Source organism: Mangrovimonas sp. DI 80, assembly GCF_001975575.1.
In the GTDB taxonomy this organism is placed as follows: domain Bacteria; phylum Bacteroidota; class Bacteroidia; order Flavobacteriales; family Flavobacteriaceae; genus Mangrovimonas_A; species Mangrovimonas_A xylaniphaga.
Window position 1 is genome coordinate 269,667 of the sequence record NZ_MSDT01000006.1, and the last position, 24,564, is coordinate 294,230.

Annotated in this window: 19 protein-coding genes and 1 tRNA gene; 10 read left to right on the plus strand and 10 right to left on the minus strand. The window is 36.8% G+C overall.

Annotated features, from left to right (window positions below; translation table 11 throughout):
- Positions 1 to 10: 10 nt before the first annotated feature.
- From folE to BKM32_RS16650, 3 genes are all read right to left on the minus strand, one after another.
- Entirely contained in the window at positions 11 to 688 is a 678-nt protein-coding gene (folE, locus tag BKM32_RS13185; protein ID WP_076664189.1) for a GTP cyclohydrolase I FolE, read from the minus strand.
- 263 nt (positions 689 to 951) lie between these two features.
- Positions 952 to 2,472, minus strand: a complete 1,521-nt coding sequence (locus tag BKM32_RS13190; RefSeq protein ID WP_076664191.1) for an OmpP1/FadL family transporter — start codon at positions 2,470 to 2,472, stop codon at positions 952 to 954.
- A gap of 42 nt (positions 2,473 to 2,514) precedes the next feature.
- Positions 2,515 to 3,504: a hypothetical protein gene (locus BKM32_RS16650; protein ID WP_076664192.1), complete on the minus strand. Its 990-nt coding sequence runs from the start codon at positions 3,502 to 3,504 to the stop codon at positions 2,515 to 2,517.
- Between the two features lie 100 nt (positions 3,505 to 3,604).
- Here BKM32_RS16650 and proS point away from each other — a divergent pair, with 100 nt between their 5' ends.
- The 5 genes from proS (at position 3,605) to BKM32_RS13220 (ending at position 8,326) form a co-directional block, all read left to right on the plus strand.
- Positions 3,605 to 5,083, plus strand: coding sequence for a proline--tRNA ligase (gene proS / locus BKM32_RS13200; RefSeq protein ID WP_053975677.1), 1,479 nt, complete (start codon positions 3,605 to 3,607; stop codon positions 5,081 to 5,083).
- Positions 5,084 to 5,231: 148 nt separating this feature from the next.
- Positions 5,232 to 5,313: transfer RNA gene (locus BKM32_RS13205), tRNA-OTHER, on the plus strand.
- Positions 5,314 to 5,336: 23 nt separating this feature from the next.
- Positions 5,337 to 5,588 (plus strand): 30S ribosomal protein S20, encoded by a 252-nt coding sequence (rpsT, locus tag BKM32_RS13210; protein ID WP_053975676.1) that lies wholly within the window; start codon positions 5,337 to 5,339, stop codon positions 5,586 to 5,588.
- 454 nt (positions 5,589 to 6,042) lie between these two features.
- Positions 6,043 to 7,659, plus strand: coding sequence for a tetratricopeptide repeat-containing sensor histidine kinase (locus BKM32_RS13215; RefSeq protein ID WP_076664194.1), 1,617 nt, complete (start codon positions 6,043 to 6,045; stop codon positions 7,657 to 7,659).
- A 4-nt stretch (positions 7,660 to 7,663) separates the two neighbouring features.
- The gene (locus tag BKM32_RS13220) at positions 7,664 to 8,326 is read left to right on the plus strand and encodes a response regulator (RefSeq protein WP_076664195.1); all 663 of its coding nucleotides are present in this window, start codon (positions 7,664 to 7,666) and stop codon (positions 8,324 to 8,326) included.
- 181 nt (positions 8,327 to 8,507) lie between these two features.
- Here BKM32_RS13220 and BKM32_RS13225 read toward each other — a convergent pair whose 3' ends face one another.
- From BKM32_RS13225 to BKM32_RS13245, 5 genes are all read right to left on the minus strand, one after another.
- Positions 8,508 to 8,753, minus strand: a complete 246-nt coding sequence (locus tag BKM32_RS13225; RefSeq protein WP_076664197.1) for a hypothetical protein — start codon at positions 8,751 to 8,753, stop codon at positions 8,508 to 8,510.
- Between the two features lie 167 nt (positions 8,754 to 8,920).
- Complete coding sequence (locus BKM32_RS13230) at positions 8,921 to 12,832, minus strand: T9SS type A sorting domain-containing protein (RefSeq protein WP_076664198.1); 3,912 nt, start codon at positions 12,830 to 12,832, stop codon at positions 8,921 to 8,923.
- A 422-nt stretch (positions 12,833 to 13,254) separates the two neighbouring features.
- On the minus strand, positions 13,255 to 13,407 hold the full coding sequence (locus BKM32_RS13235) for an SsrA-binding protein (RefSeq protein ID WP_076664200.1): 153 nt from the start codon (positions 13,405 to 13,407) through the stop codon (positions 13,255 to 13,257).
- Between the two features lie 546 nt (positions 13,408 to 13,953).
- The gene (locus BKM32_RS13240; protein ID WP_171971879.1) at positions 13,954 to 15,933 is read right to left on the minus strand and encodes a M56 family metallopeptidase; all 1,980 of its coding nucleotides are present in this window, start codon (positions 15,931 to 15,933) and stop codon (positions 13,954 to 13,956) included.
- A 2-nt stretch (positions 15,934 to 15,935) separates the two neighbouring features.
- Complete coding sequence (locus BKM32_RS13245; protein ID WP_076664203.1) at positions 15,936 to 16,295, minus strand: BlaI/MecI/CopY family transcriptional regulator; 360 nt, start codon at positions 16,293 to 16,295, stop codon at positions 15,936 to 15,938.
- 171 nt (positions 16,296 to 16,466) lie between these two features.
- Between BKM32_RS13245 and BKM32_RS13250 the strand changes: the two genes are divergently transcribed.
- Positions 16,467 to 17,423: a calcium/sodium antiporter gene (locus BKM32_RS13250; RefSeq protein WP_076664205.1), complete on the plus strand. Its 957-nt coding sequence runs from the start codon at positions 16,467 to 16,469 to the stop codon at positions 17,421 to 17,423.
- Here BKM32_RS13250 and BKM32_RS13255 read toward each other — a convergent pair.
- Both BKM32_RS13255 and BKM32_RS13260 read right to left on the minus strand, forming a co-directional pair.
- Positions 17,406 to 18,254, minus strand: a complete 849-nt coding sequence (locus tag BKM32_RS13255; protein WP_076664206.1) for a hypothetical protein — start codon at positions 18,252 to 18,254, stop codon at positions 17,406 to 17,408. The genes BKM32_RS13250 and BKM32_RS13255 overlap by 18 nt on opposite strands.
- A 98-nt stretch (positions 18,255 to 18,352) precedes the next feature.
- Entirely contained in the window at positions 18,353 to 19,366 is a 1,014-nt protein-coding gene (locus BKM32_RS13260) for a glutamine synthetase beta-grasp domain-containing protein (protein ID WP_053975666.1), read from the minus strand.
- Positions 19,367 to 19,606: 240 nt separating this feature from the next.
- Between BKM32_RS13260 and BKM32_RS13265 the strand changes: the two genes are divergently transcribed.
- The 4 genes from BKM32_RS13265 to BKM32_RS13275 all read left to right on the plus strand — a co-directional run bounded on the left by BKM32_RS13265 (position 19,607) and on the right by BKM32_RS13275 (position 24,513).
- Positions 19,607 to 21,793, plus strand: coding sequence for a glutamine synthetase III (locus BKM32_RS13265; RefSeq protein WP_076664208.1), 2,187 nt, complete (start codon positions 19,607 to 19,609; stop codon positions 21,791 to 21,793).
- Positions 21,794 to 22,008: 215 nt separating this feature from the next.
- Positions 22,009 to 22,155 carry a hypothetical protein gene (locus BKM32_RS16515; protein WP_157503042.1) on the plus strand — a complete coding sequence of 49 codons (147 nt, stop codon included), beginning with the start codon at positions 22,009 to 22,011 and terminating at the stop codon, positions 22,153 to 22,155.
- A 186-nt stretch (positions 22,156 to 22,341) separates the two neighbouring features.
- Positions 22,342 to 23,520, plus strand: coding sequence for an AIR synthase related protein (locus BKM32_RS13270; protein ID WP_076664209.1), 1,179 nt, complete (start codon positions 22,342 to 22,344; stop codon positions 23,518 to 23,520).
- Between the two features lie 33 nt (positions 23,521 to 23,553).
- Complete coding sequence (locus BKM32_RS13275) at positions 23,554 to 24,513, plus strand: DUF3078 domain-containing protein (RefSeq protein ID WP_076664211.1); 960 nt, start codon at positions 23,554 to 23,556, stop codon at positions 24,511 to 24,513.
- Positions 24,514 to 24,564: the final 51 nt, after the last annotated feature.

The following is a 24,564-nucleotide window of genomic DNA, read 5'->3' on the forward strand; positions in this document are numbered from 1 at the left end:
GGGTTTTAAACTAAAATTGGGTGTCTAATTTAATATAATCCAGAAATTCTCTACGGGTTTCTTTCTCTTTAAATTTTCCGCCAAATTCCGAAGTTACTGTGCTGCAGTCCACATCTCTGATTCCTCTAGAGTTCACACATAAATGTTTAGCATCGATAACACAGGCAACATCTTCGGTATTTAAAACCTCTTGAAGTTCCTTTACTATTTGAATGGTCAAACGTTCCTGTACTTGTGGACGTTTGGCAAAATAATCAACAATACGGTTCATTTTGGAGAGCCCTACTACAGTTCCATTAGAGATGTAGGCAACATGGGCCTTTCCTACGATTGGAAGCAAGTGGTGCTCACAAGTGGAGTATACGGTGATGTTTTTTTCCACCAACATTTCTCCATATTTGTATTTGTTATCAAAAGTAGAAGCATTAGGTTTTTTGTCGGGATTAAGGCCTCCAAAAATTTCTTTTACGAACATTTTGGCAACGCGCATTGGGGTGCCTTTCAAACTGTCATCGGTTAAGTCTAACCCTAAGGTTTCCATGATATGGCGTACATCATCCTTGATGATATCGATTTTTTCATCATTGGAAAGTTTGAAGGCATCTTCTCTCATCGGTGTATTTGCCGAAGTACCAATATGATCGTTCCCTAAAGCTTCAAAATCTTCTATGTCGTTTTCTATTTTCATTTCAAAAATTCAAAATAAGCTCTTATTAAACAGATTGCAAAGATAAGCAATTAAAAAAATCAAATTGCGGGTAGGGGTTTTTTAATTTGAGCTGTTATATCATTGCACAAAGCAAGTGTTAAAATCATTAAGTAATTGCTAATATTTTATTAAAAAGCATTAAAAAAACTGTAATTCATAAGTCTATCTTTTTATAGTCAAAGAAAAAGCCCACTAAAATTTATTTTAGTGGGCTTTTCTATAGTAACCTAGATATAATGTTGTTAAATATTAAAACCTAAGGTGACAACAAAATTGCTCACTTTGGAGTCGATTAGAGCATTATCAGTAAGGCCCACATTGTAAAGTTGGTAGTTGACATCTTGTTTGGATTGGTCGAAGGCAGCATCTAATTTGAAATTTCCAAAATTATAACCAATTCCAAAGGAGTAGCCGTTTAGATCGCCATACAGGTCGTTGTTTTTATAAGGACTTTCTTCAAATCTGTAGCCAGCTCTCAAGCTTACCCGTTGTATGCGATATTCACCTCCAAATCTGTAAGAGGAAGCTGTTGAAAGGGTATTTCTGATCAATGAATTTTGACTAGAAAAATATGGGTCGGATTTAGGTTTGAATTTAGTGTTGGAATAATCTCTTATAGAATAGTCAAAACTTAATAGCCCTTTGTCTCCAAAAACATAGGCCAAACTTCCAGTGAATTTTCCAGGTGTCTGAAGTCTGTAGTCGGGGAAAACATTAATGATATTCGGATTGATAATTTGAGCAATTTCTTGGCCACCTTCGGTTCTGTAGGTTTCTAAATATTGAGTGGTTTCTTCTGCAATTGTATACCAAGTAGGGGAGGTGTACGTAGCTCCCAATCTAAGAGATTCGGTAAGTTTGCCTATTGCACCAAGTTGAAATGAAAATCCTGTTCCTATAGTATACAATCCGTTTTCAAAACCGACTTCATGAACCAAAGATCCAGAATTATTGTTGGATTCATTTAAATAGGTGAAACGTTCATAATTGATAAAATGAGTATTCAAATTTAGCCCTAAATAGAGTTTGTCTTTAAATTGGGAAGACATGTTGAACGCTAACTTTCCATTATAGCCTCTTGCCGAATAGTAATAGTTTTGTCTGTAAGATCCTGGAGCGATATTGGATACGTAAGAAGTGTTACTGGGGATATCATTAACGGGGGCGATGATATGAGATTCTTTTCCTAGAAAGGCCTGCTGATTGTAATAACCATAAGCGTAGCCTATGTATGAATAGGCCTCGGAATAGGATTCTTCAGGAAATTTAGAAATTTCATCAAGTCTTAAGCCTTGTGCAATGCTTGTAAAATAGGAAGCAATGGAGTTGTTGGTATTGGTTCCTGAAGCAGTCCAATCATTATTAAAATTAGCCACTTTGTCATAGCTAACACCAAGAACAAATTTCTTCCAAGGAGAGTTTCCATTGGTATTATTAAAAACAAAAGCGCCTCCTATTTGGTTTAAGTCAAATTTGGATTCTGAAGAGGATCTGTTGTTACCGAAATAGTTCACATCATTGTTGATAGTTTGAACAGATAAAGAAAATGTAGCGTAACTACGCGTAAAAACAGATGATCCTGCAGGGTTGATGCTGATAGCTGATAGATCTCCTCCCAAGGCTCCAAAAGCTCCAGACATTGATCTAAATCTAGCGGTTCCCTGAATATCATCAAATGAATACCTTAAAGCGTCTGAGATGTCTTGGGCCATAAGTTGGGACATAGATAATGCCCCTATAATTAGGAAACTTAACTTTTTCATACAATTTGGTTATTGGATTATAAGTTGATTGAGGTTATGGTTTTAACGTCTTCTACCTGATGAAGAACGTGAACCGCCACCGCCTCCTCGGGTGCCCATAGAGCCTCTAGAGGAACTTCCACTTCGCATACTTGGCATGCTACTTCTACTTGGTGTAGGGTAACTTCTAGTTCTAACGTTGGAAGAATTATTGGTTCTAGGCGTATAGCCAGAGTTGTTATTTCTTATTGTGTTAGATCTATTGTTTTGAAGCGTAGAGGTTCTGCTACTTGATCTACTCAACGTGCTAGTACTTCTTCTTACAGAAGACCTGTAATCACGGGTTAAAGTAGAATTTTGTCTGCTGCGATTAACCGCAACTCTTCCTCCTGGGTTGTTATAATAGGTGGAATACCCTCTTCTGCCCGCATTATAGGAAGCGTATGGTCTTCTGTAATGTGGGTATCCGTAATAGGGGTAGCCGTAGTAGCCACCGTAATAGCCTCCATAATATGGGGAGCACCATGGGTCATAATAACCCCATCCCCAGCCAACGTTCCAACCCCAGCCGTAATTCCAACCAACATTCCAATATGGGTAATAATTCCAAGCTCTCCAGGAATAAGGATTGTAGCCCCAATAGTTATATCCCCAGTAGCCATACCCAAAATTGTTGTAGTAGTTTATGGAAACTTCAGAGCTGTTGTCTCCCCATCCGGCGTAACCTTTATAGTTATCTACAATAGCTGTAGTATCTTGCTCTTCATAATAATTCCCTTCATAAGATTCAATATCGGTAAAGATGATATCTTCAGAGTGAGGAATCTCTTCATATTGCTGGGATTTTTCGGCAAAATAGGCTTTGTAGTAGCCATTGTTGCTCGCCGAAGTCTCTACTCGAGGGGCATCTTCATAAACCACACCATTTGAGTTGTATATACCATCGTTATCATAACCTGCATATTGGTAGGAACCGCAAGAAGCTAACAGGAATACAAAACCCAGTACAACAAATAATGGCAATTTTGATTTTACATAGCTGTTAAATTGCATATCTCTTTAATTTTATTGTTGAACATTACAAAAATAGTTAGTTTTGCCGAACTATTCTTGTATTTAACATTAGCGCAATTTTTGTGCCAAAACACTTACGATGAGCAAAAATCTTACGAGCAGAGCCGAAGACTATTCAAAATGGTATAATGAATTGGTTGTGAAGGCTGATATGGCTGAGAATTCAGCTGTTAGAGGGTGTATGGTAATCAAGCCATACGGATACGCAATTTGGGAAAAAATGCAGGCCGAATTGGACAGAATGTTCAAGGAAACAGGGCATCAAAATGCATATTTCCCGCTTTTTGTTCCCAAAAGTTTGTTTGAGGCCGAAGAGAAAAATGCCGAAGGCTTTGCTAAGGAATGTGCGGTAGTAACCCATTACAGGTTGCAGAACGATCCTGACAATGCCGGTAAATTAAGGGTAGACCCAGAGGCTAAGTTGGAAGAAGAATTGGTGGTAAGACCGACTAGTGAGGCTATTATTTGGAACACTTATAGAGGGTGGATTCAAAGTTATAGGGATTTACCAATTTTAATCAACCAGTGGGCCAACGTGGTGCGTTGGGAAATGCGTACCAGATTGTTTTTAAGAACTGCTGAGTTTTTGTGGCAAGAAGGGCACACTGCTCATGCTACAAAAGAAGAAGCATTGGCAGAAACAGAGCAAATGAATAAGATCTATGCCAATTTTGCAGAAAACTTTATGGCCATTCCGGTTATTGAAGGAGTGAAAACCGAAAGTGAGCGTTTTGCAGGTGCAGTTGAGACTTACTGTATAGAAGCTTTGATGCAAGATGGAAAAGCTCTTCAAGCGGGGACATCGCATTTCCTTGGTCAGAATTTTGCCAAGGCTTTTGATGTGAAGTTTACCAATGCTGAAGGAAAATTGGATTATGTTTGGGCAACTTCTTGGGGAGTTTCTACGAGGCTTATGGGAGCTTTGATCATGACCCATAGTGATGATAACGGATTGGTATTGCCTCCAAACTTAGCGCCAATACAAGTGGTTATTGTTCCTATATATAAGAGTGAAGAACAGTTAAACGCTGTTTCTGAAAAGGCACAGTCTATTATGGAGCAATTGCGTAAAATTGGTGTAAGTTGTAAATACGATGATAGAACAACGCATCGTCCAGGAGCGAAATTTGCACAATATGAGTTGCAGGGAGTTCCAGTGCGTATAGCAATTGGTCCTAAGGATCTGGAAAATGGAACGGTTGAATTGGCTAGAAGGGATACACTTTCCAAGCAATCTGTAGCCATGGATGATTTGGTAGAGGTAGTAGACGGTTTGATGACAGAGATCCAAGAATCTTTATTTAATAAAGCCCTAGACTTTAGAAATACCCATATAACAGAGGTTGATACGTTTGACGAGTTTAAGGACGTTTTGGAAAACAAAACAGGATTTATATCGGCACATTGGGATGGAACACCTGAAACAGAACAGCAAATCAAAGAATTGACCAAAGCCACCATTCGTTGTATTCCTTTGGATAGAAAAGAGGAGGAAGGTGTTTGTGTGTATTCAGGCAAGCCTTCAAAAGGTAGAGTATTGTTTGCAAAAGCCTACTAAGAAAAATTTTTTTCAAAAAAGTTGAATTAGGTATTGCAGCATTTAAAAATAGTTGTATTTTTGCAACCGCAATTGAGAAATTGCTCGTTATTTGAAGCGTATTGCAAGATTGAATAGTGAATTAATTTGCGAATTCAATAAATACAATGGCCCGTTCGTCTATCGGCTAGGACGCCAGGTTTTCATCCTTTTTCATCCTGGTAAGAGGGGTTCGATTCCCCTACGGGCTACAATTTTTTAATATAGAAAGAAAATGGCAAATCATAAGTCAGCATTAAAAAGAATAAGAAGTAACGAAGCTAAGCGTTTAACTAATAGATATCAGCACAAGACAACTCGTAATGCTATCAAAAAGTTACGTGGAATGGAAGTGGCTAAAGAGGCTCAGGAATTTTTGCCATCTGTTGTATCTATGATTGATAAGTTAGCTAAGAAGAATGTAATTCATTCTAACAAAGCTGCTAACTTGAAGTCAAGTTTAACTAAGCATGTAGCTTCTTTGTAGGAAGAAGAAAAAGATAGATTAAAAGTCTTTCCAAGCGGAAAGACTTTTTTTTGCTTCAAACTTATCTCATTCAATCTCGAAGGTATTCTTATTAGTTAAGGTAGTTCAGGAGTTGGAAATTATTAGTAAAAAGAAAACCCATGAATAAGTTCATGGGCTTTTTAATATACAATGTTTAAATACTTAATTTCTATCCATTCATGGAGATCAGGAATTCTTCGTTGTTTCTGGTTTGTTTGAATGTTTAGGTCTAAATTTAAATTTTTAAATCTCATTACGGAATTCCGTAAACTTATTTAAAAGTAAAATCCTACTATTGTATTCCCAACAGTTATTTTGAGAACAAATAACCAACCAACCTGATTTAAGACACGCCTAAACAGACGTGTCTTTTTTTATTCTTCCAAGTAAAATATAGGGTTTATCCTGCTGTTTTTATTATTATTTTAGGGGCATGAAACCAACCTTGTCTATTCTATTTATATGCCTTTTTGGGGTGGTGTTGCATATACAGTCCCAACAAAAAGTGGATAGTCTTACCTATTATTATCAAGTTGCCAGTCGCCCCGAGTCCAATGCCCAATTGGCAAAAGCTTACAATTTTTATAAGCAACATAAAGATGAGAGTCTTCAGAAGAAGGACATTGAAAAAGCTGTATTTGATTTAAGATTATTGGCAAGTATAGAAAAGAAAATGGGGTTGTTGTCTGATAGCGAAATTTCCAGTGTGGAGGCTTTGGAGTTGTTGGGACAGATGGAGGATTCTGAAAAAATAAAGGAAAATAGAATAGGCATTTATAACCATTTGGGAATGGTTTACCGAAGTTTGGACAATCCTTCAAAGGCCTTGGAGTTTTACAATAAGAGCTTGGAATTGGTTGAAGATGAGAGTAGCAGAGCAACCTTATTGAATAATATTGGGAATTTGTATATGGATGAAAGCGAATACACCAAGGCCTTGGTGTATTTTGAAGAGGCTTATACAAAATCCTCTCATTTAGGTGTTAAGATGACAGCGCGAATATTGGATAATTTGGGGTTGGCGCAATCGAAGCTGAACCAACCGGAAGCGCTTCAAAATTTGTTGGAGGCCCTATCCATAAAGGAAAACAGTAATTATGTGCCGGGAATCATCACAAGCTTTAGTCATTTGTCGGAATATTATTTGGACAGGGGAGATAGGGAAACGGCCCAGGATTATGCCAATAAGGCTTTGGCGTTGGCAAAAACACTCAATAATCCACAGTATTTAGAAAGTACGTTGTCTACATTGTTGCTTCTAAACGGTACACCGGAAGTGGTTCAATATAAAAAGCTGAAGGATAGTTTGGAGAAGGCCAGAAGACAGGCTAAGGACAATTTTGAGTATTACAGGTACCAGTTTAGTGAACAGCAGCGGTTGTATGAGGAAAGTGAATTTGAAAGACAAAGGCTCATCATGATATTGGTATTGGTGATAATGGTTTTTGCTGCTGTCTATTTCATAGGAAGAATAAAGCACAATAAAGAAAAGCTTCAAAAAGTATTTGAAACCGAAACGCGTATTTCTAAAAAAGTACACGATGAGGTGGCCAATGATGTGTACCAAATCATGACCAAATTGCAGGCTAGCAAAGAAACTGAAGAGGTTTTGGATCATTTGGAAGCAGTGTACCGAAAAACTCGGGATATTTCCAAGGAACACAGTGATATTGATGTGGAACATAATTTCGGAGAAACCTTAATGGAATTATTGAAAGGCTTCAATACCGAAGAGGTGAGGGTTATTGTGCAGAACATCTCTAAGGTGGATTGGAGGCTGCTTTCAAATTTGCAAAAGACAACCATTTACAGGGTATTGCAAGAATTGATGGTAAATATGCGTAAGCATAGTAAGGCTTCTTATGCGGTTTTAAAGTTCGAGCAAAAAGGAAAACGGATACAAATTCAATATACAGATAATGGCGTTGGCACTGAGCTCTGTAAGAAAAATGGACTTAGGAATACGGAAAACCGTATCAAATCCATTAAAGGTTCCATTACCTTTGAAACCAATAATGACGCCGGATTCAAGGCATTGATAAGAATTTGATAGCATGTTCAATAAAGTTTTAATAGTCGACGATTTAGGAAGTATCAATCAAGGTGTGGCCTCGGTATTGCAAACTTTAAAGGTTTCCAATGTGGTTCAGGCCCAATATTGTGATGAAGCTTATCTAAAACTCAAAAAGGCCAAAATGGATGGTGAGCCCTTTGAATTGTTGATTACAGATCTTTCTTTTAAGGCAGACCATAGGGAACAGGAATTTACGTCGGGAGAAAGCTTGGTAAAGGCTATTCATCAGGATTTTCCAAACCTTAAAATTATTGTCTATTCCATAGAAGATAGGTTGCAAACTGTTAGGCAGTTGTTGGAATATGGTGTTAGTGCCTATGTGTGTAAGGGACGCAGAGGTTTGTTGGAATTACAGCAGGCTTTGGATGAGGTTTTTAACGGAGGACAATTCCTTTCCAAAGAGATTTCGCATGCCTTAAACCAAAAATCAGAAATGGAGATTGAAGATTTTGATATTGAATTGATGCGGCAGTTGTCCTTGGGCTATTCGCAGGATCAAATCAGTAAATCTTTCAAGGAAGCCAAGGTGTATCCCAATAGTTTGAGTTCCATTGAAAAACGACTCAATAGACTTCGAATTCAATTTAATGCCAATAATGCCATTCATTTAGTGGCTATTGTGAAGGACTTAGGGTTGATTTAAAATGAAAATAGCGATGTTACGGATACCCGTAAAAAATATTTTATTGCATGCCCTATTTTTAACATGCTATTAGTTAATTGCATTAGGGAATTTTTTTACTGAAGGCGCATTCTTAGGGATGTGCCTTTTTCTGTTTCGTTAAAACGAAAAGGATTTAAGGGGAATTTTGAAAAGCGGCAACCTAAAACTTCACTGTCTCCATGGCGCATGCGCCCCAAGGGCCAAATGACATTTTTCCTTTTAGAAGGTCTATTTCAACCAAAAGTGTTTTGAGTTCTTTATTGGCGGTCCAATAGGTAATTTGGTAACTGTGATAGTGCTCACTACTGTCTTCCACAAGAAACTTTAAGGAATCCAACGAGCTGTAATCGTCAAGTTCATAAAGGAACGAAGTCAAAAGTTCCTTGGTGTCTAAATCCTGTACCATGGTTGGCGTTTTTTTGTAAACGTAAAATTAATCCATGATTTGTAGCTGGGCAACTTTAAGAGCTACTTTCAATGTTAAGTTTTTAGGGTGTAATTTGGCTCTGGAGCAAACAAAAGTGTGAAAAAAAAAGCACCCTCAAGGGTGCTTTTTAAATGTTATTTCATTAATTAATGCTGTACATAGAATTTTCCGGTATAATTACCTGCTTTTACAAAATAAAGCCCTTCTGGGTAATTAGTCACATCGATTGTTTTGCCCTTTCCTTTATGTACTTGATTTCCAAATTCGTTGAATATAAAAATATTCCCAGGATGATCTGTTTCCAGAGTTACGTATTCGCTGGTTGGGTTAGGGTAACATTTTACTGTATTTTGGGTGCCAAAAGCACTAGCCTGAGGAGCTACCGTGGTTGGAGCTACACAGTCAAAGCTAAATTCAAAGAATGAATCTGAACCTATATTTTGTTGCTTTTCTTGAGATGTACCAACATCATTGGTTGCTTTTACTTTGGTGTTTACAGGTAGTAGCTCCTCACCGCTAGGATTAAAAGGCATATAAGGTCCATATCCGTAACGGTATACATATGTACCGGATGTCCCACCACATAAATTTGCCATAGCTAACACTGTTTGGAAGTCAAAACTAGAATCAGCACCAGTGTTTTGCTGCATCTCTTTAGAGGTTCCTTTGTAAGAAACTTGCACTTTGGTGTTTCCTGACAATAATTCCTCTCCATCTATAGGGTTGAAAGATGTGTATGAGCCATAGCCAAATCTGTATTGCCATGTAGCATCTGCAGTTATATCATTATCAGGATTAGACTCTACAAGGCTAGCGGTTACTTTTACAGTATTGAAGTCAAAACTAGCATCTGCACCAGTGTTTTGTTGCATTTCCTTAGAAGTTCCTTTGTGAGAAACTTTTACTTTGGTATCGCCTGGTAATAACTCTTCTCCATTTACAGGATCTAAAGTTGAATAAGAATCATAACCAAATCTGTATTCAAAAGAAGCATTTTCAGTAATATCAGTGGTAAGATTAGACTCAAATAGGCTGGCATTCACTTTTACAGTGCTGAAATCAAAATGAGCAGTCGCACCAGTGTTTTGCTGTATTTCCTTAGAAGTTCCTTTATGGGAAACTTTCACTTTAGTATTTCCAGGTAGCAGTTCCTCTCCTGTCGTAGGGTCGAAAGAAGTGTATGGGCCATACCCAAATCTGTATTCCCAATTATCAGCTTCGTTAGTGATATCAAGAGGAAACGAAGTCTCAAGGTCTGCAGTCACTTTTACGGTGTTGAAAATAAACATATGGTTGCTCTGAACATTCTGTTGGATTTCTTTTGAGGAACCTTTATAGCTAACATTTACCTTGGTATAACTTGGGTTACCATCGATAAAAGTCCAAATACCGTTGCCTGTGGCATCAGTGCCTATGGTAGTGTAGCTTCCGTAACCAAAACGGTATTTAAATTCAGGATTGGCCAAGCCATTGTCTTCGCTATCCAGAAGTTGCACAAAAATAGGCGCTTGCTCTTGGGCACATCCACTAATATCTACAGACGTTTCCAAGTCAAGGTTACCATCGTTATAGAATCTGAAATCGTAAGTGCCAGGGAACATATAGGTGTTACATGGTAAGGTTAACCAATGGGTACCATAATCATTGTATTTTACCATATCGGAGTTAAAGCAAACTCGGGTTGGGTAGAATTCAACCGTAGTAGAAGTATTTACGGAAGGATCAGCCAATATAATTGATTTGGTTTCGAAAGTGTAAATATTCTTAGCTCTAAGGTCATAAGTTCCTGGGAATAATTCAATAGAAGCATTACCATCAACTCCTGTAGATTGTGGATCTAAATCGATCCAGTGAGTACCGTAGTCGTTGTATTCTACTTCAATACCTTCAATAGGCATGTTAGTGTCACAGTCTTCTAGATGAGCAACGGCCAATGCTGTTTGGAACTCTACCACATCCGTACTTCCTGATGTTGGTATGTTCAACGTGTTTTCCTGAGAAGAATAGTTCTTTTTAGCTCTGAACTTAAAGTCGCCAGGGAAAAGCTCTATACTCGCATTACCATTAGCATCGGTGTATTGAGACTCAAGGTCTATCCAATGTGTACCGTAGTCGTTGTACTCAGTTTCTATGCCATCAAAATTAGACCCATCATGTTTTTTTACATGAGTGGTAAATGTTGAAGTTTGGAACTCTACTGTTCCTATTTCTCCAGAACTAGTCAACTCCAGTGTGTTTTCCTGTACAGAGTAATTCTTTTTTGCTCTAAACTTAAAATCACCAGGGAAAAGTTCAATGCTGGCATTACCATTGGCATCAGTGTATTGAGAATCCAAGTCTATCCAGTGCGTACCATAATCATTGTATTCCGTTTCAATACCTTGAAAATCTGAGCCGTCTGTTTTATTCACATGGGCAGTATACTTTGCTGTTTGGAATAAAATATAATTAGGACCAGTAGTAATATATTGGTTAGAGTAGTCTTTACTGGCACTGAATTTCCATGATCCATCAAAGTCTGCGTTTAAAACATAAAGATTTCCATTTTCATCTGTTGTTCCAACATTAACATAATGGGTGCCGTAATCATTGCGTTTGATGGTAACGTTAGGAAGTGGACTCCCATCTGCTTTTAAGGTCTTAAACAGGTAAACATTACCTATTTCAGTATTACAATCAATTGTGACGTTTGGGATACTTATGTTGCCAAATTTAAAGATATATTCTCCTGTTAAAAGATAGCTAGGGTTGGTATAAGTGCCCCATCCATTTTGGTAAAATTGTACTTTTTCATTAAAATTGATATTTAACTCAACAGCAGTAAAATCAATATTTTGAGATAAGCCCGATATAACAATACTATGTTGGGTTTCGATACCATGGTTGAAATAAGTTTTAAAATGATAAGTTCCCGATAATAATTCTGTTGAAGTATTGGAGTCATATTTTGAAGACCAACCATTTTGATAATGTTGTACTAAACCTCCTGTTATGGCTGTATTATCATTACATGGTGTTAACGTAGGTGTTACGGTAACAGTTACAAAAGGAACTTCCTGTGCTTGACCTGAAATACCAATATTGGATTTATTTTCAATACCATTATTGTAGTAGGTTTTGAATATGTAAGTTCCTGCAAGTAATTCTGTAGAAGAATTTGAATTGTATTTTTCGGACCAACCGTTTTGGTAATGTTGCGCCAAGCCTCCTATTAATAAATTGTTTTCAGAATCTTTTAAGCTAGGAGTTACGGTTACAGTAACAAAAGGAACTTCTTGGGTTCTGTTTTCTGGCAATATTTCGACAGGCATAGTTTCAATACCATTATTGTAATAGGTTTTGAAAATGTAACTCCCAGGAAGTAAGTTTATAGATATGTTTGAGCTATTCTTTTCAGACCAACCATTTTGATAATGTTGTGTCAAACCACCTGTTAATATATTATTATCGGAATCTTTCAAGGTTGGGGCTACTGTCACCGTTCTAAAGCGAACTTCTTGTCCGTTACCTGATACTTCTGCAGTTTTTGTTTGAATACCATTATTGAAATATGTTTTGAAGGTATAAGTTCCCGGTAGCAATTCTTTTTGAGTATTAGAATTGTACTTGTCAGACCAACCATTTTGATAATATTCTACTGTACCACCCGGAATTTTATCTAAATCCTTATCCTTTAAACTGGCAGTTACAGTTACAGTTTTAAATACAACTTCTTGTGTAGTGCCAGAAACAGCAATGCTTTTTGTTTCAATACCGTTATTAAAGTACATTCTGAAACTAACATTGGAAGAAGACGTTTCATAGCTAAATACACCGGAACCGTTGTTTGTTAATGATTTCCAGCCAGAGTCATAAACACTTAATGTGGCAGAATTTGCTTCAGGAACATTGATGCCGTTGCTGTTTGTCAGCTTGATAGTAATGTTCGTTTGTGCCATTAATGTTGTAGCAGAAGTTAATAGCCAAATAAAAAGTAAGTAGGAGAGGGAACGATAAATAGGTTTTGGGGTTTTGGTTGGTGGTTGGTTAAATGCACCATTGGTAATGGATTTGTCCATGAATAAATAATTAAGGATTAATAATTAATAATTAATAAATGAATTGATAGTTATACTTATATAGTATTGCTATAACATGGAGGGATGAAAATGGCGGATTCGGGGCACGAATCGGTATTCAATGTAAAGTAGGTTGTGTAGGTGGTTTGGGATAAGTATCTCGTTTGCAGTGTTTTACCTTTTTTTTGATAAAGCCAACAATCAATATGTAAGTAAAGGAAAAATTTATAAAGATAAATCTTACTTAAGTTAAATGAAAGTTAAATCGATTATATGTAATTTAAAGAGTTGAAAATGAAGTGCTTTAACGTAAGAGAACTTGTAATTTCCTAGTCTATAAACTGAGGGAGGAGTTTTGCTCAGGGAAAAATCATAGTGTTTTTTTTAGAGGAGTAAAAATGCAAGAGACGAAATTGGAACAGTTAGTCCAAAGCATTTTTGGTGATGTATGCACGCCAACCAATAATAGCCATTTGAAGTTTGTTGGCTTTGCTAAGGTCTAATTGCTTTTTGCTGAAACTTGGCAGTAAGCGTTTGTTCAGTTTTGCGATGCTCTTAAAAAGGTGTTTTTTCATCTCGCTAAGATATTGAGAACTTAAAAATAGTAAAACTTATTCTAGAACTAAGTTTTACTTAAAAAGGTCCAAATGGTTATCTGATAGAGAATATTAAATCGATTAATATTTTAGCAAGAGTGATCATGGTGTTATGGTTTTAAGGGTTAATAAATAGATTAAATTCTTGATTGTTTTTTAAAGATATCAGGAGGAACACCTTATTTCCAAGCATTTTTAAGGAAATTAATGAAATTGACTTCTAATTTATAAGTGAAAAAATAGGAGGTATTTCAAATTGAAATGCTTAAGTCTTCAAATTTGTTTTTAAATGTAAGGCTTAAGTTTACTTCGTGTTTTAAAATGTAATAATTCTAGGGGTTTTTTGAAGGCGTTTTTGAAATCCTAGGGAAGTTGAGGAAGGAAAAGGGGCGTTTTTTAAGGAATTCATCTTTTTTGAGAATTCCAAAAGAATCAAAAGGGAGATTTTAAAAGGTTTCGTTTTTGAAAATGAAAGAAGGTCTTTTTAACAAAAAATGCCCAACTATTTAGTTGGGCATTTTTTTGCTAGTTAATTGATTTTACAAAAACATTATCATCGTATTTTCCAAAGACTATGTTTGGAATGCCATTGGGATCTTCAAAAGTGGCACTTGACTTTTTGTTGTTATTGTTATTCAGGGATATTTTCAATTTGACAATCTCTCCTGCTTTATTGCGTTTTAGTTTGGAGTATTTTACTGTCACGTTTTTTTGAGCCAAGGCTTCTTTATGCACTTCTAATGCAGAGTCTGAAGTTTCTTTTGAAATTTCAAAGGGGGCGTAGAGCTCATTATTTCTAATTTCATAAGTTTTGTTTTCTGATGTGTTCCTGATAACGATACTAGAGCCGTCATCTGTAGTCCAAGTATTATTATTGCCTTTAGTGTTTATAATAATGACCCCTTCTTTGCCATCTGCGCCATATAATTCAATAGCCTTATTGTCTTTATAAACATTTACGGAATTAATGTTGTTAGGAGAAATATTGTGGGCTTCAGAAACGGTAGTCTTTTTGCCGTCTATAATGTAAAGAACATTGTCTCCCACTTTTGCCGTCTTTACTTTGGCGTTTGAATTGTCATTTTGGTAAGCATACACATCAACGGCTTCACCATTTTTACCGGTCCTATTTGCTTTTGAAACTTCTTTAACAATATAAATGGAGTCGCTGCTTTTTGGGGAAAAGTAGACATCATTGCTGGCCGCTGCTATATGTTGCTTTTTAATGATGATTTTGGTAGGAGTTCCTTCTTTTAAGGTGTCTCTGGTAACGAAGTAAATGTTTTTGTCTTCTCCTGAAATGGTTGAGGCTTTCGCTTCTCCCATTGTAGATACTGTTCCAAAACTAAAACCCTTTTCGTTATAGTTGAACACAAAAGGTTTGATGGGTTCTGTACCATTAAGGTTGAAGTTGCTAGATCCCTTTTCAGTTTTGGCCTCGGCAGAAATGGCAATAATTTCCCCTTTGCTGTTGCGTTCAATATTGTTGAAACTAAGTGTTACGCCTTCTTTTTTTGCGGCAGCTTTAACTGCTTCAAATTCCTTTTCTGAGAAATCTTTGGTAATGATAATTTTAAGTTCTGTAGTTTCTGGAGCTCCTTTAAGAGTAGTTGCTGTTTCAGGAACATTAGGGAGCAGCTCATTGTTTGCGTTGGCTTCAACAAGCACGGTCTTTGTATGGAAGCTCATTAAAAACCAAGCTAGGACAGGCAGTATCAAACTGTACTTCCAAGCTTTTAATTTGTGTGATTTGGATTTGTGTAACATAACGATTCGTTTTTTGATTAATGATGTATAAAAATTGTTGGCCAAGGCCAATTGATGATTAGAAGTTGAGGTTTTTAGCAATAGCATTTGATAGCTCTTTTCACTATTGGCATGTTGCTGAGCGTTACCATCGGCAATAAACTCGAGGTTTTGAGAGAGGGCTTTCTTGTAGAGCCATATAAACGGATTAAACCAAAGTAAGGCCGTAGCCAATTGAATGAGCAGTACATCTATAGAGTGCAGTTGTTGTGCGTGCACTTTTTCGTGGTTGATGATATGTTGGAGTTCACTTTTGGTAAATTGGGTTGGGTTGTAAACAATATGGTTGAAAAATGAAAATGGCGTTAGATTTTTGTTAGTTTCTATAAAGGTGTATTTGCCAAAAGCTTGTTTTGGATGTTTTTTCAAAAGAAGGAAGAGGGAGGTGATTTCAAACAGGAGTTTAGTTAAAAAGAATACTACTCCAAGACCATATATCCAAGGCAACACATCTGTTAGTTCCCAGGCATCTTCCATTTCAGGTTGAGCCAACTGGTTTAAAGTGAAATTGGCCGTTATGGGTGCAGGCGTATATTCCATATAAATAGGAATAACGATTAAAGGGAAGATGGCTGCCAAAAGCAATCCTAAAATTAAGAATGCTCGGTTGGATTGAAAAAAGGTTTCCTTTTGCAGAAACAATTTATAACAAGCATAGAATAGGATGATGATAGCCGATGATTTCAATAAATATTCCATGATCATGATTTGTTTTCGATTAAGGAAATGATCTCTTTCAACTCTTCAACGCTAATCTTTTCTTCCTTGGCAAAAAACGACACCACATTTTTATAGGAATTATTGAAATAGTTTTCAATGGCTGTATTCATAAATTTCTTTTTGTAATCTTCTTTGCTTACAATGGGAAAGTATTGGTGGGTTTTGCCGTAGGCTTGATAGCTTACATATCCTTTGTCCTCTAGATTTCTTATAATGGTTGAAAGGGTGTTATAATGTGGTTTGTCTTCTTTTATTTCAGCAAGGACATCTTTTACAAAAGCTTTTTCTAGCTTCCATAAAATGTGCATGATTTCTTCTTCTTTGTTTGTTAACTTTTGCATGATAAAGGAATTATAGGTTGTTCAAACTTATAACTATTTTTATAGTTACACAACTGCTTTAATAGTTTTTTAACGTAATTTATAGTTGGTGTCGTTAAGTGGGATTCAATTGTAAAAAATACAAGGCTTATCTCTTGATTGTTGGCTATATTCGCAAAAAAATAATTTATGATGAGCATTGTTTGGGTGGTATTGGGACTATTGCTACTTGTGGTTGGTGGAGAGTTTTTAGTAAGATCGTCTGTAGCATTATCCTTTAAGTTGAAGTTGTCAAAATTGGTGATTGGTATGACGGTAGTGTCCTTTGCCACCTCGGCACCAGAACTATTGGTGAGTTTGCAGGCTGCTTTGGAAGGCTCTTCGGATATTTCCCTTGGGAATGTCATCGGGTCCAATATTGCCAATATTGGTTTGGTATTGGGAGTTACGGCTTTTATTTCGCCGTTAGTGGTTGATAGGGATTTTTATAGACTCAATTGGCCTATGATGATGATTTTGTCCATGCTTTTGTATACTTTTTTAAAGCAGGATATGTTGTTGAGTGTGTGGGAAGGTGTGTTTTTTATGCTGGCATTGTCTGTCTTTTTATTCATCATGATTAGAAATTCCAGAAAAAAGATCAAGGTGGACCTTTCGGAAGAAGTGGACGATGCGCTTCAGGAAACTTCCAATTTCAAGATTGTTGTTTGGCTTTTGATTGGCGCTGCTGCATTGTATTTTGGAAGTGAATGGTTGGTAAGAGGAGCGAAAGAACTGGCTTCAGCTGTAGGTGTGAGTGAATATGCTATTTCGGTAACTGTGATTGCCGTTGGGACTAGCGTGCCTGAATTGGCCGCTTCTGTAATTGCGGCATTAAAAAAGGAGAAGGCTATTTCTTTGGGGAATTTAATAGGGTCCAATATTTTTAATATTGCTTCGGTTTTGGGGCTTACAGCTATTATAAAACCTATTTCAGTAAATCCTGAAACACCTGAAATTCTCTCTACAAATATTTTCTGGATGATAGGTTTTGCGGCTATTTTAATTCCTATGGTATTTACTCCAAAACGATATGAAATAGGTAGGTTAAAAGGGGTGGTGTTGTTTGGTGCCTATTTGGTGTTTGTGTATTTATCTGTTCGGTCGTGAGGAATTTTTATTATGGCGTTTTCTGTACGTTCTTAGTATGTTTTCTAATTCTCTGTGTGAAACATTTAGAGAGTCAATTTCAACTTTTTCATACTCGTCATTATCATAGAAATAAATAAGATAGGATTTTGATGACTTTCCGTAACCTTCTTGAATAACTTCTTCACGTTCTATACTTGACCAATTTTTAAAATTGACATTTTTGGTCTGAATTCCCTTAGAATCAATAATTATTTGTGGTTTGTTGTTAAAAGCTTTCTTGGATTCTTTTACTGTGTTATATAGGCCGATTGCTGTCATTATTGCACCTAAGATATATGGTTTGTTTGCTCCTTTGGTGAAAAAGTAAATTCCAACACCAATTATTAAAATTGAAAAACCAAGTTCGAAGTAGGTATATGATTTTGAATAATAAATTTTCATTTTTGGAGGAAGGGAATAATCTTCTCTATATTCATCTTCTAACTCAAATTTCTTTTCAAGCTTTTTGAGTTTTCTTCTATCCTCACTGTTTCTAATTTCAGTTTTTTCAAAAATCTTTCCGTCGTTCCAAATCAATTTTTCTTGGATAGCTCTTTTTTTTAATTCGTGAACATTTCTAACGTTCTCAAAAGCCCAAATTCTCCACTTGGTAATCATAAAACTCCAAATTAACCAGGCTAAAATAAATCCAATTAAAAATGCAATTCCTGTTCCCCAATCAGGAATTAAGTTCTGTTTGGATAAGTAAAATGCTAAAGAAGGACAGCCTGAAATTGCAATAAATACAGGAGCATTTACAATAAGGTGTCCTCTTTTTATTGCTTTATCAACTGTTATTTGTTCTCTCATTTTTAATTTTATTCAAATTAAGGCCAAACATAGTCATAAAAAACAAAAGCTTACAAATGAATGTAAGCTTTTGACCATTTATGTGATTATGAACAAATTTAATCCAATACTGCAGATTTTACTGTCTTCACAATTCTACCGGCAATCTTGTATGGGTCTCCGTTAGATGCTGGACGACGATCTTCCAACCATCCTTTCCAACCTTTCTCAACGGTAATAATTGGAATTCTAATTGAAGCACCTCTATCTGAAACTCCATAGCTGAAATCGTTGATAGAAGCAGTTTCGTGTAAACCTGTTAAACGCTCGTCATTAAACTCTCCGTAAACTTCGATGTGCTCTTTTACAACTGGACGGAACGCTTCACAAATTTTCATATAAGTTTCTTTGTCTCCACAAGTTCTCAATACAGAGTTAGAGAAGTTGGCGTGCATACCAGACCCGTTCCAATCACCTTTAATTGGTTTTGGGTGGTATTCAATATAGTAACCATATTTCTCTGTCAAACGATCCAATAAATAACGTGCTACCCAAATTTCATCACCAGCTTTTTTAGCGCCTTTAGCAAACAATTGGAATTCCCATTGTCCACAGGCAACTTCTTGGTTGATTCCTTCAAAGTTCAAACCAGCTTCAATACATAGGTCAGCGTGCTCTTCAACGATATCTCTACCGTGAGTGTTTTTGCCACCTACAGAACAGTAATACATTCCTTGAGGACCAGGGTAACCTCCAATAGGGAATCCTAATGGCAATTGAGTATGAGTATCCATGATGAAGTATTCTTGTTCGAATCCGAACCAGAAATCGTTGTCATCATCATCAATGGTAGCTCTTCCGTTTGATTCGTGAGGAGTTCCATCAGCGTTTAAAACCTCTGTCATTACCAAGTACCCGTCTTTTCTTGCTGGGTCAGGGTAAATAGCAACCGGCTTTAAAAGGCAGTCAGAAGATCCGCCTTCAGCTTGTTTTGTTGAACTTCCATCAAAAGACCAAATAGGACAGTCTTCTAATTTACCACTAAAATCTTCTTCGACTTTAGTTTTACTTCTCATGTTTTGAGTAGGGTAATAACCATCTAGCCAAATGTACTCAAGTTTAGATTTTGCCATTGTATAAAAATATTATCAATTAATAGGGCAAATATAATTGATTTGATATTAACTGCCTTTTTTTAGGGGGTATTTTATTAACAGGTATTCTTTTTTTTAATTAAGCCCTGTTTTTTTTGGGGTTATTTTTAAAACGGGTGCTTTTTTAGGGGTAAAAATGCGATTTTGTTAATAATTTAGGTGAAATTGCTTTTACTGAAATGGGCTTACCCGCTATTTTTGTGGTCTAAATATTTAAATATGTCAACATTACGATTTCATGCTGTCAAGGAGTCTTTTGATAGGGAGCCCTTGAAAATGGATTTTAAAGAGCGCCGCTCTGCCATTTTTGGTTCAAAGGTTTTTAATGAAGTGGCCATGCGCCAGTATTTAACCAAAGAGGCTTGTAATAGTGTTATGGATGCCAATAGATTTGGTTTTAAAATAGATAGGACGATTGCGGATCATATAGCTGCAGGAATGAAGGAATGGGCTATTTCTAAAGGAGCTACTCATTATACACATTGGTTCCAGCCTTTAACGGGAGCCACGGCCGAAAAGCATGATGCCTTTTTTGAGCCTGTAGGCGGGGGTGTTGCCATTGAAAAATTTGATGGAGGCCAGTTGGTGCAACAAGAACCCGATGCGTCAAGTTTTCCGCATGGAGGTATCAGGAATACCTTTGAAGCTAGGGGGTACACCGCTTGGGATCCTACATCTCCGGCATTTATATATGGGACCACTTTGTGTATTCCTACGGTTTTTGTGGCCTATACAGGTGAGGCTTTGGATTATAAAACACCGTTATTAAGAGCTTTGCAGGCAGTGGATAATGCAGCTGTGGCAGTCTGTAAATATTTTGATAAAAATGTAAGGAAGGTGAATGCTTCCTTAGGGTGGGAACAGGAGTATTTTTTAATAGATAGTGGCTTGGCAGCTTCCAGACCTGATATAGTACTTACAGGAAGAACTTTGTTGGGACATTCTGCCGCTAAGGGGCAACAGTTGGATGATCATTATTTTGGGACCATTCCCAATAGGGCGATGGCTTATATGCGTGATTTGGAAAATGAATGCATGCTTTTGGGGATTCCAGTGAAAACACGCCATAACGAAGTTGCTCCCAACCAATTTGAGTTGGCGCCTATATTTGATGAGGCCAATTTGGCGGTAGATCATAACTCCTTATTAATGGATGTTATGAACAAGGTAGCCGAACGACACCATTTTAAGGTGTTATTTCATGAAAAGCCTTTTAAGGGAGTTAATGGATCTGGGAAACATAACAATTGGAGTTTGGGGACTGATACCGGGGTGAATTTGTTGAGCCCAGGAAAAACGCCAATGAGTAACCTTCAGTTTTTAGCCTTCTTTATCAATACTATAAAAGCAGTTCATGATAATGAGGAATTACTTCGTGCGGCGGTGGCTTCTGCTAGTAACGATCACAGGCTAGGGGCCAATGAGGCACCTCCAGCCATCATGTCGGTATTTATTGGTCAGCAGTTAAGTAGCGTGCTCAATGAATTGGAGAATGTCACTGATGGAAAATTATCACCTGCAGAAAAGACGGATTTAAAGTTGAATGTGGTTGGAAAGATTCCTGAAATATTATTGGACAATACCGATAGGAATAGAACGTCGCCTTTTGCCTTTACGGGGAATAAATTTGAGTTCCGAGCAGTAGGTTCAAAGGCTAATTGTGCCAATCCTATGACGGTATTAAATACTATTGTTGCGAAGCAATTGATGGATTTTAAGGAAGAAGTGGATGTGTTGATTGATAAAAAGAACCTTAAGAAGGATGAAGCTATTTTTAATGTTTTGAGGGAGTATATCAAAATTTCAAAGAACATATTATTTGAAGGGAATGGCTATAGCGAAGCATGGGAAAAGGAAGCTAAAAAGCGTAAGCTGAGCAATAATAAAACCACCCCCGAAGCTTTGAAGGTAAAAGTATCCCCAAAAGTGATTGAATTGTTTGAGAATTTGGGGGTGATGAATAAGGTGGAAGCTCAGGCGAGGTATGAAATAGAGATGGAAGACTACATTCACCGCATTCAAATTGAAGGCCGCGTGCTAGGCGATATTGCCAGAAACCATGTCGTGCCAACGGCAGTTCGCTATCAAAATATATTGATAGAGAATGTGAAAGGTTTAAAGGAAATTTTTGGAACGGAGTTTAAGGAATTGGCAAAAGAACAATTGAATCTTATTAAGGAGATTTCTGGACATATCGAGTCTATCAATTTCAATGTAACAAAGATGATTGAGGTAAGAAAAGAAGCCAATAAAATTCAAGCGGTAGACAAGAAGGCTGCGGCCTATTGCAACACCGTAAAACCAATGTTTGATGAGGTAAGATATCATTGTGATAAATTGGAATTATTGGTTGATGACGAGTTGTGGCCATTAACAAAATATCGTGAATTATTGTTTGTTAAGTAGTTGATTTTGTGAAATTTATAATTAAGGTAATATGTTTTAAGGTATAGGGCTGTACGTAATACTACGTACTTAAAAGCTTATTAAAATGCATTTCGTCTTAGTATTTTACGAATTATCGAAATTATTGATTATTGGTGATAAAAAAGCTGTGAATCATTTACAAGTGGAAACATAATTTGTTACATTTACAGTGCTATTAATCAATTATTTGTAAAATGAAGAAGTTACTGCTAAGCGTAGCCGTACTCATGTTTGCTACATTGTTGTTTTCTCAGGAGGATTCCGAAGATAAGAAAGACGATTTGAAAAAAACGGACAATATAGTTTCGGTACAGAAAGGGAAACCGGCAACGGATATGTGACATTCTTTTACAGCTACAAGATGTATTTAAAACTTTAGTTTTTAGTTTAATGTTTTAGTACGAGAAAGACAAGTAAATTAGTTCTTAATTTATTTGTCTTTTTTTTTGTGTTAAAAGCCAGAAGTAAGTCTGGTTTCCTCTGAAAAATAAATTACAATCCTTATTTTTGTGCCATAATTAGATTTCATGAGCCAAGATATAAGTAAAAGATACGCACAAAGAGGTGTTTCTGCCTCCAAAGAAGACGTTCACAACGCGATTAAGAATATTGACAAAGGATTGTTTCCTAAGGCCTTTTGTAAAATTGTGCCCGATTTTCTTACTAACGATGAAGACTATTGTTTGATCATGCATGCCGATGGTGCTGGAACGAAAAGTTCCTTGGCCTATATGTATTGGAAGGAAACAGGGGATGTGTCTGTTTGGAAGGGAATTGCTCAAGATGCCTTGATCATGAATATTGATGATCTTTTATGTGTAGGAGCTACAGATAATATTATGTTGTCATCTACTATTGGAAGAAATAAAAACTTGGTTCCAGGTGAAGTGATTTCGGCAATTATTAATGGAACTGAAGAATTGATTTCAGAATTAAAGGATTTTGGAGTGACCATTCATTCTACAGGAGGTGAAACTGCCGATGTAGGAGATTTGGTGCGTACCATTATTGTAGATTCTACGGTTACAGCTAGAATGAAACGTGGCGATGTTATTGACAATGCCAACATTAAAGCAGGTGATGTTATTGTTGGATTGTCGTCTTCTGGACAGGCTAGTTATGAAAAGGAATACAATGGAGGAATGGGAAGTAATGGTTTAACTTCTGCCCGTCATGATGTATTCCATAAATATTTGGCGGAGAAATTCCCAGAGAGTTTTGACGCTTCTGTCCCAGAGGAATTGGTGTATTCAGGGCAAGTGAAATTGACTGATGCAGTTGAAGATTCCCCATTGGACGCCGGTAAATTGGTATTGTCTCCAACAAGAACCTATGCGCCAATTATCAAACGAATTTTATCAAAATATACAAGTGAGGATATCCATGGGATGGTACACTGCTCTGGTGGAGCCCAAACCAAGGTGTTACACTTTATAGATGCACTACATGTTATCAAAGATAATCTGTTCCCTGTGCCTCCTTTGTTTAAATTAATCCAAGAGCAGTCAAAAACTGATTGGAAAGAAATGTACCAAGTGTTTAACTGTGGGCATAGAATGGAATTATATGTATCTCCAGAAATTGCTGAAGATATCATCGCTATTTCTCAATCATTTAATGTCGATGCACAAATAGTAGGGAGAGTAGAGGCTTCTGAAAACAAAAAACTTACAATAGAAAGTGAATTTGGAACGTTCAACTATTAATTAAATGTAATCTATTATAAGTTTTTGGGTTTGATGAAAAATGTTTTTGTTCTGTTATTTGTTCTAAGTGTGCAATGCGTTTTGGCGCAGCCTGACTCGTTATTTGTAAAAAAACCGATCAAGCACGACATAAAGCCAAAATGGACGCAAAGCAACAAGTTAGGGTTTGATTTAAGTGAAGTAGCTTTCGTGAATTGGAATTCTGGGGGTAGCAACTCTATTTCTGCCTTATTGGGATTAACCTCCAATTTAGGATACAAATACAAGAATTTTTCATGGCAGTCTGTTGGAACTTTGCGTTATGGAATCAACAAACAGCAAGGACAGGAAGTGAGAAAGACAGACGATGTTATCGAGTTGGTGTCCAATATGGGCTACCGAAGAGATACTTTGACCAATTGGTTTTATTCGGCTCGTTTCAACTTTAAAACCCAGCTTACCAACGGTTACAAATATCCAGAGACAAGCAAGCCTATTTCCCAATTTATGGCACCCGGTTATCTGTTTTTAGGAGGCGGGGTTGAATATGGGAAAAACATAGAGAAGCTTTCTTTTTATTTTTCACCTATGACCTTCAAGTCAACTTTTGTATTGGACGAAGCTTTGTCTAATGCGGGGTCGTTCGGGGTTACGCCAGCGGTTTTTGACGCTGATGGAAATGTAATTGTCCAAGGACAGCGCATTAGGACCGAAATGGGAATTCTGTTCACAAATTCCTTTGAGACGCCGGTCTACGAAAACATAAATTTAATCAACCGCTTAAGTTTGTATACCGACTATATCAATAGTTTTGGAAACATTGATATAGATTGGGAAGTCCTCTTCAATTTTAAGGTCAATAAATATGTCAAGACCAGTTTTGGTTCTCACCTTATTTATGACAATGACGTTAAAAATCTGGAAGCCACAGAGGTTGAAGGGGAATACGAAAAAAATGGCGCCCGTATCCAGTGGAAGCAATTGCTGGGTGTAGGTGTTGTTGTGGGCTTTTAATCCCTAAATTGTTATTCTGACAAAAACAAACCGTTTTTTTTATTTGTCAAC